This window comes from Dyadobacter frigoris (genome assembly GCF_005280585.1).
GTDB classification, from domain to species: domain Bacteria; phylum Bacteroidota; class Bacteroidia; order Cytophagales; family Spirosomataceae; genus Dyadobacter; species Dyadobacter frigoris.
In genome coordinates, this window is sequence record NZ_SZVO01000012.1 from 41,634 (window position 1) to 56,442 (window position 14,809).

Annotated in this window: 11 protein-coding genes; 6 read left to right on the forward strand and 5 right to left on the reverse strand. The window is 40.3% G+C overall.

All coding sequences use genetic code 11. The features are described 5' to 3' along the window. The first annotated feature begins 6 nt into the window (after positions 1–6). The gene (locus tag FDK13_RS23460) at positions 7–2,358 is read left to right on the forward strand and encodes a GH92 family glycosyl hydrolase (RefSeq protein ID WP_137342451.1); all 2,352 of its coding nucleotides are present in this window, start codon (positions 7–9) and stop codon (positions 2,356–2,358) included. Positions 2,359–2,432: 74 nt separating this feature from the next. Here the strand turns inward: FDK13_RS23460 and FDK13_RS23465 are convergent, their stop codons facing one another. Continuing rightward, the gene (locus FDK13_RS23465) at positions 2,433–3,011 is read right to left on the reverse strand and encodes a Crp/Fnr family transcriptional regulator (protein ID WP_220417410.1); all 579 of its coding nucleotides are present in this window, start codon (positions 3,009–3,011) and stop codon (positions 2,433–2,435) included. Next, positions 3,008–3,232 (reverse strand): DUF2798 domain-containing protein, encoded by a 225-nt coding sequence (locus FDK13_RS23470; RefSeq protein ID WP_137342452.1) that lies wholly within the window; start codon positions 3,230–3,232, stop codon positions 3,008–3,010. The genes FDK13_RS23465 and FDK13_RS23470 overlap by 4 nt, the downstream gene beginning before the upstream one ends. Before the next feature lie 377 nt (positions 3,233–3,609). Here FDK13_RS23470 and FDK13_RS23475 point away from each other — a divergent pair, with 377 nt between their 5' ends. Continuing rightward, positions 3,610–4,824, forward strand: a complete 1,215-nt coding sequence (locus FDK13_RS23475) for an alpha/beta hydrolase-fold protein (protein WP_137342453.1) — start codon at positions 3,610–3,612, stop codon at positions 4,822–4,824. 180 nt (positions 4,825–5,004) lie between these two features. Here the strand turns inward: FDK13_RS23475 and FDK13_RS23480 are convergent, their stop codons facing one another. Further along, positions 5,005–6,453: a hypothetical protein gene (locus tag FDK13_RS23480; protein ID WP_137342454.1), complete on the reverse strand. Its 1,449-nt coding sequence runs from the start codon at positions 6,451–6,453 to the stop codon at positions 5,005–5,007. Between the two features lie 603 nt (positions 6,454–7,056). On the opposite strand from FDK13_RS23480, the gene FDK13_RS23485 reads away from it, so the two are divergent. After that, positions 7,057–8,934, forward strand: coding sequence for an arylsulfatase (locus FDK13_RS23485; protein WP_137342455.1), 1,878 nt, complete (start codon positions 7,057–7,059; stop codon positions 8,932–8,934). Between the two features lie 90 nt (positions 8,935–9,024). On the opposite strand, the gene FDK13_RS23490 is transcribed toward FDK13_RS23485, so the two are convergent. Together FDK13_RS23490 and FDK13_RS23495 are read right to left on the reverse strand one after the other, a co-directional pair. Next, positions 9,025–9,513 carry a hypothetical protein gene (locus FDK13_RS23490; protein WP_137342456.1) on the reverse strand — a complete coding sequence of 163 codons (489 nt, stop codon included), beginning with the start codon at positions 9,511–9,513 and terminating at the stop codon, positions 9,025–9,027. A 197-nt stretch (positions 9,514–9,710) separates the two neighbouring features. Beyond that, positions 9,711–10,625, reverse strand: coding sequence for an IS1595 family transposase (locus tag FDK13_RS23495; protein ID WP_137342457.1), 915 nt, complete (start codon positions 10,623–10,625; stop codon positions 9,711–9,713). Positions 10,626–10,793: 168 nt separating this feature from the next. Between FDK13_RS23495 and FDK13_RS23500 the strand changes: the two genes are divergently transcribed. The 3 genes from FDK13_RS23500 to FDK13_RS23510 all read left to right on the forward strand — a co-directional run bounded on the left by FDK13_RS23500 (position 10,794) and on the right by FDK13_RS23510 (position 14,718). Beyond that, positions 10,794–11,387, forward strand: a complete 594-nt coding sequence (locus tag FDK13_RS23500) for a hypothetical protein (protein ID WP_137342458.1) — start codon at positions 10,794–10,796, stop codon at positions 11,385–11,387. A 172-nt stretch (positions 11,388–11,559) separates the two neighbouring features. Next, positions 11,560–12,621 (forward strand): cobalamin-independent methionine synthase II family protein, encoded by a 1,062-nt coding sequence (locus FDK13_RS23505; protein ID WP_137342459.1) that lies wholly within the window; start codon positions 11,560–11,562, stop codon positions 12,619–12,621. Positions 12,622–12,984: 363 nt separating this feature from the next. Further along, on the forward strand, positions 12,985–14,718 hold the full coding sequence (locus FDK13_RS23510; RefSeq protein WP_137342460.1) for a serine hydrolase domain-containing protein: 1,734 nt from the start codon (positions 12,985–12,987) through the stop codon (positions 14,716–14,718). Positions 14,719–14,809: the final 91 nt, after the last annotated feature.

The window sequence follows — 14,809 nt, forward strand, 5'->3', positions numbered from 1 at the left end:
TTTTCTATGAGATCGGTGCTGAAAATCTGCTTTATTGTTCTTGTTACGCTATTTTCCTCTTGTGCCACATCACATGAGAATTTTCTTAAATATGTTAATCCGAATATAGGAACAGCCCATAGCCGCTGGTTTTTTTATACGCCCGCAGCTGTGCCTTACGGAATGGCCAAGCTGGCTCCTTCGACCAACGGACATTGTGGAAATGCTTCTGGATGGGAAGCAGTGGGTTATGACACGAGACAGAATTCAATCGAAGGGTTTTTGAATTTTCATGAATGGCAGATAGGCGGGGTTAGTTTTATGCCTTCAAACGGGGTTTTGAAAGTGAAACCCGGAGAGCTGGAAGGTCCGAAAAATGGCTATCGTTCAGGATTTGACAGGAAAAACCAGGTTGCTGAGCCTGGATATTACAAAGTGCTGTTGGACGATTATCACATTACAGCCGAGCTCACTGCAACAAAAAGGGTAGGGTTTCATCGTTATACTTTTTCAAAAAACGATCAGTCACACATCATTTTAGACATTGGAAATAAACAGGGAGAAAGCGGCGAGGTGACTGATTCGGAAGTGAAAATGGTGGACGATACACACTTTGAAGGCTTTGTGAGTACTTATCCAAAATATGTGGCGCTTTACGATCCCCAAGGAAAAATATCTATGTATTTTTATGGAGAAATAAGTCGTAAACCTGCGAATATGACTGCTTTTACCACGGACAGTATTTTTGAAAATAAGTCTTTTTCGGAAGGAAAAGGTGCTGGTCTGGTACTGAATTATAAAACTGCGGACAGAGATCAGATTGAAATTAAAGTAGGACTTTCCTATACTTCAACCACAAATGCCAAGGAGAATCTTCTGGCAGAAGCTTCCGGTCTTACTTTTGATAAAGCCAAAGAAAGGGCACAAAATATCTGGCAGCAACAACTTGGAAGAATAGTTTTGACGGACACAAATCAGAATAACAAGGTTAAATTTTATACTGGTTTATTTCACGCTTTGCTTGGCCGGGGAATTGCGAGTGATATTAACGGATCTTATCCCAAACATGGCGGACTTCAGGGAAAGTTATCTGTTTCAAAAGATAACCAGATGCCTGAATTTATGAACACCGATGCAATCTGGGGCGCATTCTGGAATATCACCCAGCTCTGGTCTTTATCTTACCCGCAGTGGTATGGCAATTACGTAAATACTCAGCTCCAGCTTTATAAGGACAAAGGATGGCTTGGCGACGGGATCGCTAACAGCGAGTATGTTTCGGGTGTAGGAACCAATTTTGTTGGCCTGGCCATTGTGGGTGCGTACAATGCCGGTATTAGAAATTACGATGTGCAGCTTGCCTACCAGGCCGTAAAAGCCAATGAAATGAGTTGGTTGAACAGAAAACCGGGTTCTGGTAAAATGGATACAAAGTCTTTTATGAAACATGGTTTTGTTCCCTTTCTGGATCAGGATAAAACTGATTCAACAGGCTCTCATTATTCGGCTTCGCATACTTTGGAATATAGTTTTAGTGCATTTGCCGCAGCCCAAATGGCCAGATCATTAAACAAAAAGCAGGATTATGAAGATTTGATAACCTATTCCAACGGTTGGAAATATATTTTCAATCCCGGAAACAAACTGATGCACCCAAAAAAGGCTGATGGATCTTATATCAACAAACTTGATCCATACGAACCTTGGCGGGGTTTTCAGGAAGGAAATGCAATGCAGTATACCTTTTATGTTCCCCATAACCCGGCCGGATTAATCCAGGCAATGGGACAGGACATTTTCAATAACAAGCTCGACAGCATTTTCACATCCTCCGAAAAATCAGGTTTTGGCGGGGGGAAACAGATCGATGCATTCGCAGGAATTAAATCCCTGTATAACCATGGTAACCAGCCATGTCTGCACATCAGCTGGCTGTTTAACTTTTCAGGAAAACCGTGGCTAACACAAAAATGGACAAGATTGATTTGTGATGAATTTTATGGTACTGAGCCCATTCATGGCTATGGTTACGGACAGGATGAAGATCAGGGTCAGCTCGGTTCCTGGTATGTGCTTGCATCGTTGGGCTTATTTGATGTGAAAGGATTTACTGACGCTCGTCCGATCATAGAATTCGGAAGTCCGCTATTCAAAAAAGCTGATATTGAGCTCGGTAATGCAAAAAAACTAACGATTCAAACGGTCAACAATTCGCAGGAAAATTTATTTATCCAGTCAGCGAGCTTCAACGGCAAGAAACTGGAAAACTGCTGGTTATTCCGCGATGAGCTGATGAAAGGCGGTAATCTTGAATTTACCATGGGAAAAGAGCCAAACAAATCCTGGGGAGTCGCCATACCCCCTCCATCTGCGCAGTGACCTTCCGGAGCTCTCCACCTGAACATCCTTGACAATAAATGACAATCCCTGACAAAAAAATACCCCTGACTAATTCACATCTTAGCCTTAAGTCTGCTAAGTGTTTCCTGTGAAATGTTAAGGTATGAGGCCACCAGTTTATTGGGCAAACGTGCAACAATAGCAGGATTTTGCTCCAAAAGCAGAACATAACGTTCTTTGGCATTCATGGTTACAAAAGACATTAACCGGTTTGTATTGTTCACGTAGGCCTTTTCAAGATAGATTCTGTAAAATTTATCCCAGGAAGGAATAATTTCCAGAAGATGATAAAAGTCTTGCTGACTAATGTAGAGCAGGTCAGAATTTTCGACTGCCTGGATAAATTCCTGGGATGGCTCACCGGTAATAAAACTCACAAGACCGGTTGCAAAATTATTTTCAAATGCGACGTAACGTGTGGTATCCTGGCCTTGTTCGTTATTGAAAAAAATTCTTAGACAGCCCTTGCCAACAAAAAAGGTTCGTTGTCCGGTCTGTCCCTGGTGTATTAAAATCTCATTCTTTTTGGCGTAGTAAGGCCTGAAGCAGGTGAGTATAATTTCAAGTTCGGAAGGAGATACTTGGATTCTTTCTTTTATGTATTGGCTAACCTGGTCAGTTATATTTATCACGATTTTGAAGAGAGTTTTTCTGCCAGTTTGCGGGCATTGGGAATAATTAAAAATGCGGCTGCGTAGGCCACTGGTAACATAACGCTCCAGGCACTGATAAATTTATAAAACCAATCCTGACCTAAACCATAGTTGCGGATCAGACCGACAAAGGCCATAATCATCGTCATTGGAATAACCACAAAAAGTGTATTGATATACTTAAAATATTTCTGTTTCATAATAACTGAGTTTTTGTTTTGAAAGTGCAAATATGCCGGCCAATAAGACAGCAAACATTGACCTGTGTCAAAAAATGAAAACAGAAGATCATTTTTAAAACTTAACAATTGGAAGTTGTTTAAACTTTTTTTGAGTTATTTATTTTTCAGCGATAAAATATAACTTTAACAATCTGATATAAAGGATTTTTTGACTCAGATCCATGTTCTCTTATACTTATATGAGGCAATATCCATTGCTCTATTGTACTTTTATCGACAATTCCCGGAGAGATTTTTATTTTATGATACGGCACCACAAAATTTAAAATTTTACCGGGAAACCTTGTTGGAAACCAATAAGGTTAAACGACGTCATTATTAACCAAAACAATTCTGTGAAATCTTTTTTCTGTTCGATCGCCTTCCTCTTAATTTTTTTTTGTGTCCATGCGCAGGAAAATAGCCCTTTCAGCACTGGATTCGAGGAGACGATTTCTTCGAAGATATTGGGACAAAAACGTGAAGTCTGGATACATATTCCTAAAAGCAATGAAGGGAACAAAATTAAAGACAGAGGACATTATCCTGTGATTTATTTGTTGGACGGAAGTGATAATTTCAACACCGTTGTAAGTATTACAGAACATATGGCTGAATCAAGTCTTTGTCCTCCTATGATTGTGGTTGGAATCCTGCATTCAGACAGAGTGAGCGAGTTAACCATTGGTACCGATAACGAGTTGCCCGGAGTGGTTGGCAATGGTGAAAAATTCATGTCCTTTGTCGAGAAAGAACTTATTCCTTATATCGATGCGACCTATCCGACCACAACTTATAAAACATTTATCGGTCATTCCCTTGGAGGCTTGGCGGTAATGAATACTTTTCTGCATAACCCGAATTTATTTAATTCTTATGTTTCTCTTGACGGATCACTATGGTGGGATAATCATAAAATTGTGAAAGAGGCCAAAACCATTTTACCAACTCAAAATTATAAAGGGAAAGCATTATTTATGGCCATGGCCAATCGTTTGGAAAGGGGGATTGATACGCTAAGTGTTCAAAAAGACACAAGCGGGTCTACGGCACTTATTCGTAGCAATCTGGAATTCATTAAAGACCTTTCTAAAAATAAAAAGAACCAATTGCGTTTCAAATACAAATTTTACGAAAATGATAATCACCCTTCCGTAAGATTGGTCGGAGAATATGATGCGCTTCGATTTATTTTTGATTTTTACAAGCTTAAAATTTACGACAGCGAATTAAAGGACCCTGATTTTAAATTAGATTCATTATTGGTCACACATTACAAGAACGTTTCTGAAAAAATGGGGTATATTAATATGCCAGGTGAAAGCCAGGTTAATAATCTTGGATACCAAATGATGGGTACTAATCAATATACAAAGGCAGAAACTTTGTTCAAACTCAATATTGCCAACAATCCTGAAAGTGCCAATTGTTATGATTCGCTTGGTGATTTGTACCTTAAAACCGGTGATAAAACCAAAGCAATAGAGAGCTTCAAAAAAGCTTTAACGCTGAAAGCAATTCCGGAAACCAAAGAAAAATTGGAGAAGTTATTGAATGAGAGGAAAAAATAAAGCCCTATTGACATGTTCACTTACAGTTCTTTGTTTATATAACTTTGGGTCAAAATATTTATAATCGGTGCTTTCCAGAGCCGTGTTTCTTGGATTAGGTTTAATATTTGCTTGTATTTTTTCTGCATCGCAAACCATGTGAAGCTCGTCGTGATCAAACCCAGGGTCTGTATTTGGTCATTATTTCTTAAAATCCGAGGGCAAAGCGGCAGCCGTTTCATCATTGAAAACTGGAAGAGCAGATCTGAGCGCAGGATTATCCAGCATTTGTTTCAAACGGACAGGATCCGGATAGGGAATTTGAAAAGCCGGTTTTTGAAGTGCTGTGGAATCTCCTGTTTTTAAATAATGCGAGACATTTTTAATTTGAATCAGGACCATTTTGTGCCTGTTTTGCATATCAATAAAATCATCTTCTTTTCTGGAACGGTGGCCTTTGAAAAGAACTACAAAAAATGAAATGCTAATTAATATAGTTAAAAGTTGAGTTCGGAGGTTTCGTTGGGATAATTCTGTTATCCGAAGCGAAAACCAGGCGTAAGCTGTAAGACCGAAACTAAGAAAATCGGCATAACGTGATGTGACATTATTTAAATCATGACCACGGCCGTAGCTTGTTGCAAATGCCTGCAAGAGTGACCATAGCAGACAGCCTGCCATCAGCAGATCGTACCGGGTAAAAGTTTTTCGGTATATCAGAAAAGGAAGAGAAATAAATGTAGGTAACCAAAGCATAGGTAAGGCCCAATATTTTACTTTGAAAGGCCAGCTTTCCATCAATAAAAAAGTGTTTAACAATTCTTTTATGTCGTGCGCTCTGAAAATTTCATGGCCCGGCTGTGGCGGAATTGTCAAATATCCTGTGATTGCGATGGTTAACAGCAATAAAATAAACAAAAAGATTTGGGCAGGTCGTTTTCTGTGCAGATACCAGTGCAGGCCATATACAGACGCAACCGCCAAAGGTGTCATAATACCCGAGGCCATTGTTAATACGCTTAGGATGCTAAGAATAATCACGACCATAAATGAAACCAAACTTTCCGGTCGCCATGCAGCAATTGCTAACGCGGTTACTGCGAATAAAAGCAAAAAATAAAACTGGCTTTGAAAACCTACAAGAAGATTTTCCCAAATAAAAGGTAATACTGAACCCGCTAATATAACCGGAAGCATAAGCCATCTTTTTCCTTTTAATTCGCCAGTCATATATAACAGCCAGACCAAAATAAATGGAATGGAAGTGGCAAGTAAAACATTAATACGCGCCTCGGTGAGATTGTTCCATACACCAGTTAATTCAAAAGAGAATAATGTCAGGAGCCGGGCTGGAAATACACGGTGCTCGTTGTGTGGCAGCCAAAGATCCGTGAATTTAAGCGTCCCTTCCAGCCACGGACGAAGCAAATGATCACCTTCGGCATCCCATTGATCCCAAAACGGCAAGGCAACAGCGAAATGTTCTACATAATACCAGCGGGGAATTATAAGTAAAGACAGTAAAAGAAGAAAAAGTAAGGCAGGTTTTGCATTGTACTTTTTAACTTTTAAGCCGGATCCTGCAATCCCTGGCGGAGTAACCGGGTTGGCAGCAGAATTTGCCGGATCAGAAGTGGAGTTCAATTTCATTCAATTAAAATTTGTCAGGTAGCCTAAACTCCTGCCAAATATATTCTAATGTGGCATATTTATGGCACTTTTTTTAAATTTTTACTACAAAGTAATTTTCAAAATCAACAGGCTAAAAACGAAAAAAGTAAAAAGAGGATTTAATTTTCACAATGATTTGGTAATGCAAAAAATATAAATTTACTTTGTCTATATAATTACTAGACTAAAAGTTTTCCTGATTACCACCAGTCAGACAAAAGCTAAATAATTGTTTACATATGAAAACAAATTTTTTACTTTGTCATAAATCTCGGACTGCACATTTGTGGTTAATTAATTTTTTGCTTATACCTCATTATTGTTGTAGTACTGTCGGGATCAAATCTGCGAACACAGAATTTGGTCACAGTTGTCGTCACTGATCTGCATATTCAAGCCATCAAAATTTTATTTTAAGAAATCTGTCCGCTTTGTTGTTGGGAGAGTTTGTTACGTATACATCTTATCGTGTATAATCGTTAAGCGCTATGCCGACTTTTTTGAACAGCATTATTATCGGTGGATTTCGAATATCCTGCAAAAACTCATTGCCGCAATAATTATATTAATTACCATCCAGAAATGAAAACAAAAAGACAAAAACTTGCTGCAGCGTTACTTCTCGCTGCCACGGCTCTAATGCCGGCTTATGCCCAGAATATTACCCAACAGCAGCAACCCTTTAAAGGTGTAGTTGGTAAAACTTCCGCAGAATCCAAGGAAGTGTGGACCAATCCTGTGAAAGCGCCCGTCGGTGCCCCTAATGTCGTCTGGATTTTGCTGGATGACGTAGGTTTTGGTGCAAGCAGTACTTTTGGCGGTGTAATCAATACACCCACTTTTGATAGTCTGGCAAACAATGGGCTGCGTTATACCAATTTTCACACGGCGGCAATTTGTGCGCCGACACGTGCAGCACTTTTGACCGGTCGAAATCACCATTCGGTTCATGAAGGCGGTTTTTCACATACCTGGGCTTCGTTCGGTTATCCGGGCTGGGATGGCAGAATTCCTTCTGATAAGGGAACGATTGCTGAGATTCTGAGAGAATCCGGTTATAATACTTTTGCGGTTGGCAAGTACGGTCTTACGCCGGATCAGGACGCTACCGATGCGGGTCCTTTTGACCGCTGGCCTTCGGGAAAAGGATTTGATCACTTCTTTGGATTTTTAGGCTCACAAACCGACCAGTACAAGCCTGATCTTGTGGAAGACAATGCTCATGTCAAACCTGATGGCCGTCACCTGAATGACCAGATTACCGACAAAGCCATCAGCTTCATCGGGAGACAGAAAAAAGCGGCTCCGGATAAACCTTTCTTTTTGTATTATTCTCCCGGTGCTACACACGCTCCGCATCAGGTAGCTGCTTCGTGGAGTGATCCTTACAAAGGAAAATTTGACGGCGGCTGGGATGTTTTCAGGGAACAGGTTTTTGCACGCCAAAAAAAGCAAGGTATCATTCCGGCCAATGCAGTTCTGCCTGAGCGCAATCCGAATATCAAGGCCTGGAACAGTCTTTCTGCTGATGAAAGGAAATTATATGCCCGTTTTATGGAAGTGTATGCAGGTTATCTGACCTACACGGATCATGAAGTTGGACGCGTGGTAAGTTATCTGAAAGAAATAAATCAGCTTGATAATACCTTAATCCTGATTGTAATTGGTGATAATGGTGCGAGCAAGGAAGGTGCCCTAAGCGGAGTAATCGCCAGATCATCTGTGGCTGCTGTTGCAGCGCCGCAGTCAGAAGCGGATCAACTGAAAAATAACCTGGCTCAGATTGATAAAATTGGAACGCCGGAAGGAACCAACGCAAATTATCCGCTGGGTTGGGCGCAGGCTGCCAATACTCCTTTTAAATACTGGAAACAGGATGCGCAGTCAGAAGGTGGAACACGCAATCCTTTGATTGTATTTTATCCGAAAGGTATTAAAGACAAGGGAGGAATCCGGAATCAGTATGGTCATGTCATTGACCTTTTGCCGACAACACTTGAATTTACAGGTATTAAAACACCTGAATTTATTCGCGGAATCCGTCAGGACAGTATTCAGGGAACGTCACTGGTTTATTCATTTAACGATGCTAAAATTGCTTCGCGACATAGGGTGCAATACTATTATATTTTCGGTTCCCGTTCTATTTATAAGGATGGTTGGAAAGCCGGATTTGCTTTTCAGCCTGCGTCAGGTTCGACAGGAACGTTTGCGAGTACGATCAGCGTACCTAATCCTGCAAATAACGACTGGCAGCTTTACAATTTGAATGAAGATTTTAACGAGAGAATAGATCTCGCCAAAACAAATCCTAAAAAGCTGGAAGAGCTAAAAGCACTGTTTGAAGAGCAGGCCAAAAAATACAATATCTATCCTTATATTACCTGGGACGATGTCTTGAAAGGCCGCCTCTCGCAAAGGCCAGCAGAGCAGCCTGAAAAATCGGAAGCTGAAAAATAGCTGAAAGATATTCCATAATCATTTCACCCGTACAAATGCCAGTTAAGCAAGTCTTATGCAGGCAATTGTACGGGTGAAATTTTATAAATCCTACTTTTTGTAAGCAACATCAAATTTAACCTGCGTTCCATCCGGAAGTTTTGGAACAATTGCAAAATATTCCACGTGTTGTCTGGTGGTGAAAACTCCCTTGGTACGGATCACTTCAACATGATATGTTACCTTCCCGGCACCGCAATCGCTTGTTATCAACTGGCTCACCACATGTGCGGCCGAATCTGTAAAATAACTACCTGCCAAAAGCATTTTTGAACCAAAATCGATGTCCTGGTTACGATTGGCAATATATCTTTCGTATTGCTGCTGAGAAGTGATGACCAGATTGACCACTGAATTGGTATCCAAAACCGCTGCTGATAAACCCGAAGCAGGATTTAAATCCTGATAACTTAGAACGCCTTCGGTGCAGGCAACCACGGTGGGCTCGTCTGATTTACAGCTGTAAAATGTACTTCCGGCGATACCGAAAACTAAAAAACTGAATAGAGAAATACTTAAAGTCTTAAACTTTCTGCTCATAAAAACGGACTGATACTGAAAAATGCAATTAAGTTTTATGGTGTCAAATGTATTATACCACCGCTCCAAAAGTAATATAGCAAGGGAAATATACTTGAAACGCTTTGTAAAGATAATAACGCAAAAAGTCATAATCCGAGCGCGTACGAAAAGAAAATTTTTATATGCCGGTGATTTTTATAATTAAATTTATAGGATTATGTATTTAGTTCACATTTAATCATTTTGTAACTGATGGGTTTTGCTAGGGTCATTTTTGTAATAAGCTTATCAAAAATTGAACTCAGAAACCCTCTTCTGTTAAACCGGAAATGATATTCATCCAAATATTGTTGTAAGCGGTGTGTTTCACATTGGTGATGTACACCCCTTAACCAACCCTTGATATTCATAATATGAATATGCAGCATTGGAAATCCTGCTCCCTTATCGCTTTTTTCTTTGGTTATGTTCCAGTCCTTGCCTAGCGGCCAGTATCCACGCCATCCGTCTGTTTTTACCGATGCCTGCGGGGCAATATGCTCATCAAATATTTTCTTGAGGCTGTCTGCCGAAGCATCATCTATTACCCGGCAATAAGCCCTGCCAATGGTTATTTTATCATTTTTATCCTTTACTTTCTCGATGGCCAAAACAACCAGATCCTTGCTCCCATGACTTCTACCCGGCTGGCCGGCTGAAAATCCGCCCACCAGGAACTCATCCACTTCTACGTCGCCTGATAAAGCGTGCTTGCCGCTACTTTTCATCGCTTCCTGTATTTTCGCTTTCCAAAGCCAGGCACTCCGCTGCTGGCAGCCAAATTCTTTGGCAAGTTCACAGCTGGACATTCCTTTTTTTCGCACAGAAATACGAAACGCAATCTCAAATGCCTTCAGCAAGCCCAGTTTACACTTATGGAACAATGTTCCGGCTGTTGCCGATGCGTCATAGCCGCATTTTTTGCAGCGCAGGTAATGCCATTTTCTGCCTTTTCCATATTGACCATGCTGGCATTTCGAGCAAGAGTATCCGTCAGCCAACTTCTTATCTAAAATATAACGCAGGCAATCATCCTCCGTTGTAAATTTTCCCCTAAATTCATTAATACTTATCCCGCTAAACATATGCATCTATTTAACTTAAATATACTAAATAACTAGCTGATTTGCAATAGTTTATCTGTAAAATAAGTCAGTGCGAACTAAATACATAATCCTATAAATTTATATTAATTGCCCGCCTGACTTGCTGTGAATTCAGGGTTTCATCGTAGTTTTAGCACACTTGAACGATCGCTGATGAAAACCTTTGCCGGTATCTTCTGTGTTATACTGCTCGCCCTGCACATGTTAGGGCTTTCGCTCGCTGTGTTGTGTCTGGATTTTAATTATCAAACAGCTGAATCTGAGGTTAAGCGAAACGATAAATTTATTGTAAAAACCTTCGTTTCAACGGCTCAAAGTGAATCAGGTTTACAAGATTCCGGTGGGGTAGATGGGCTTTATCGTATTGATGATCAGCTCTATAACATAATCAATCGGGTGCATCAGCATGATACATTATTTGTCACATTCCAAAATAATGAATCTGCCTGGCAGCACTTTACGGTTTTGTCAGAAATAATGCAGGAAGTTTATTCAGCTAATAAAACGTCTCATCCGGTAAGTCTTGCCATCAGGTTGCTGACTGATTTTTCCAAAGTTTATTTATCCACAAATGCCTTTACGTTGAATAATCACATGTGTATTATTCAATGGTTGAAACCTATACTTTTTGACGATCTTCAACACAGTTTAAAACAAGAAGTTTTACTGCCCGATTCGCCGCCTCCCGAAAATAGTTTAGTTACATGTTCTGAAGGTTTTAATGCTAAAATCTTTTTTGGCTCATAATTTCTTTCCAGATCATCTTAAATAGTATTTGATAGATGGCACAGAAATTCTTGCACAGCATTTCGCTGGAAAGAGGCTGTGACCCTTTGTCCTGTTTTTTAATAAGATTTTAAACACAGCGAACGATAATCATCTGTAAGCCAGAGATTAATTCGTCATAAAATATTCAGATATGACAGCTATATCAACAGAACCAATAGGAAGTATTCCACGGCCGGCTTATTTGCAGGAAGCGATGCAGGCATTTCAGAAAAGTGAGATCAAGGAGAATGAATTGTCAGATCTTTTTGCCCGTGCAACCCGTGAAACAATCCTTCAACTGGAAGCTACCGGTTCTCCCGTGTTATCGGATGGAGAGCAATCCAAGCCAAGTTTTGCAACGTATGCTGTGGCAGGATCTTCAAATCTGGCTCCGGGCGGTGTTATAATTCCTTTCGCTGACGGCCACACAAGACAGCTGCCAAAATTAGTTTCGGGTCCATTCAGATATCAGCATTTCGCGTCGGAATATCTCAAAGAGGCCAGGAATTACACATCTTTGCCTGTAAAACAAGCGGTAATTTCTGCGTCAGCGATGAGTTTGCTATATCCGTCTGAGGGTATTGAAGGATATTCACAGCAGCAATTTATCAGTGATTTACTCGATCAGGCAGAAGCAGATATTCGCAGGTGTCTGGATGCAGGTGCCTACAATGTTCAAATTGATTTTACAGAAGCGCGGCTTGCTTTAAAACTGGATCCAAGTAAAGGTTTGCTTTCCCAGTTTATTGATCTGAACAATCAGGTGCTTGACAGATTTACGCCGGAGCAACAAAGCAGAATCGGTGTACATACTTGTCCGGGCGGTGATCATGATTCAACGCATAGCGCAGATATTCCTTATTCTGAGTTATTACCGCTTTTCTTCAAGCTTCATGCAGGAAATTTTTACCTGGAATATGCCGGTGAAAAAGATAAAATATCGGTATTGGAGTCGATCCGGGAAAACATTAATCCGAATCAAAAGATATTTCTTGGCGTAATTGATGTATTGAATCCAAGGATTGAAACGCCGGAAGAGGTGCGTGATCTGCTTATTCAGGCCTCAGAGTATATTCCGGTTGCACAACTGGGTTCGACTGACGACTGCGGATTTTCTCCTTTTGCAGATGATATTTCTACGGCCCGTGAAATCGCTTTTGAAAAAATAAAAGTGAGGGTGCAGGGAACAAAACTGGCCGGGGCAAAAATATAATAATTAGAATCCTAATACAAAATGAACGCCGCACAAGAAGCCAATAGGGGACTTGTGCGGCGTATTTTTGTAAGGTATTTCTTTTCATGGGTTTTTGAGTTAAGAATATAAAATTGGAGAATGCTCAGTCAATAAAACTATAACTTTAAATTATCAAGGGTGATTAGCGTTTGATATTCGCATGAAACACGGGTGCATCAGGGGCAATTTCCACTTATCAAATCTTCCGTCCTTACATCATTTAGTAAGTCAAAGCCATGGCAAAACATTTGAAAAAATAATTACATTAGATTCATACAACCAACTTGCGTTTCTGTTTCTATGAAAATAAATAATTCATGCGTCGTTAAAAACTCATATTAAATGAAATTTTTCTATCACTCACTTCTGCTGATACTTATTTTGATTCAGCAAAATACCGATGTTAAAGCGCAGTCGCCAAAAATTAACGCCAGGGTCGATTCTCTCTTTGCAGAATGGAATAAGCCTGGAAAACCGGGCGCCGCTGTTGGTGTTGTTCATCAGGGGAAACTGGTTTATGCCAAAGGTTTTGGTGAATCGGATCTGGAAACGGGCGCTCGCAACGGGCCGGAAACCATTTTTCACATCGCTTCTGTTTCTAAGGAATTCACGGCGTACGCCATTGTTCTTTTGTCTCAGGAAGGCAAACTTTCATTGGATGACGATATCAGAAAGTACTTGCCGGAGGTGCCGGATTTTGGAAAAACCATCACCATTCGTCACCTGATTCATCATACAAGCGGATTGCGTGATCAGTGGAATTTATTGGCCATGGCTGGCTGGCAACTTGATGATGTCATTACAAAAGAGCATGTTTTTAATCTGGTCAAAAGACAAAAAGAATTGAATTTTGAGCCTGGTTCTGCTTATTCGTACTGCAATACTGGCTATACTCTTTTGGCCGAAATTGTTGGCCGGATTTCAAAGCAACCCTTTTCGGCATATATGCAGGAGCATATATTTAAGCCATTGGGCATGAAAAATACGTTATTTTATGATGATTATGAGCGCATTGTAAAAGGAAGAGCTTATTCGTTCCACAAATCTGATAAAGTCCCGGAAGGTTATAAAAAAAGTGTTCTGAGTTATTCCAATGTCGGAGCGACCAGCTTATTTACGACCGTTACAGACCTTTCGCATTGGATTGATAATTTCAGCTCTCACAAAGTTGGTAATGCGGCAACCATGACGCAAATGCTGGAAAGAGGCAGGCTGACCAAAGGAGATACGCTTCCATATGCTTTTGCGCTGATCCACGGCAAATTAAAAGGATTGTCTTATTACGGACATAATGGAGCAGACGCCGGATTCAGGTCTTTTCTTTCTTATTTTCCAAAAGAAGATTATGGTTTTATTGTGCTGAGCAACCAGGCTGAGTTTGATCCGCAGAAAAAGGGTTTTGAAGTAGCCAATCTTTATTTAGCTTCCCAATTTAAAGAAGATAAAACGGTGAAAGTGCCGGATACTTCTGCACCAATTACCGGTTATAAATTTGATTCAACACTTTTCAAAAAATACGAAGGATCGTACGAACTCGCCGAAGCACCTGGTTTTGTTCTGAGATTCTGGCGTAACGGAGCTCGTTACATGACGCAGGCGACAGGACAAGGAGAAAATGAAATATTTCCGTCATCGGATTCAACTTTTTTCCTGAAAGTTGTTGAAGCATCTGTGGTTTTTCACAAATCAAAGGAAGAAAAGGTTAGCAAAATTACGCTCAGACAAAATGGAGAACATGCGGGAAATCGTGTTAAGCCTGCTGTGATTCAGAGTATGAAGAAGGAGGAATTGGTTGGGAAATATTACAGTACTGAGCTTGAAACCTTTTATTCCATAACACTGACAGATGATACTTTGAAACTCGTTCATGTTCATCACGGAGAGGTTGTTTTAAAAACTATTAGTAAAGATCGCTTCGCTGCGCCCTGGTGGTTTGTGCAAAATGTAGATATTGCCAGAGATGAATCAGGCAAAGTTTCGGGTTTGCGAATGTCTAATGGAAGAGTTATGAATTTATGGTTTAAGCGTTTAAATGAAGATTTTGCGGCAGGTGAACCTACACCAATTAAAAAATAGATTCGGATTTATGGTTTAAATTTAAGAAGGCGGACTTTTGCCAGATCAGCAAAAGTCCGCCTTCCTAATTTTACTATTCTGGTTTTTACCA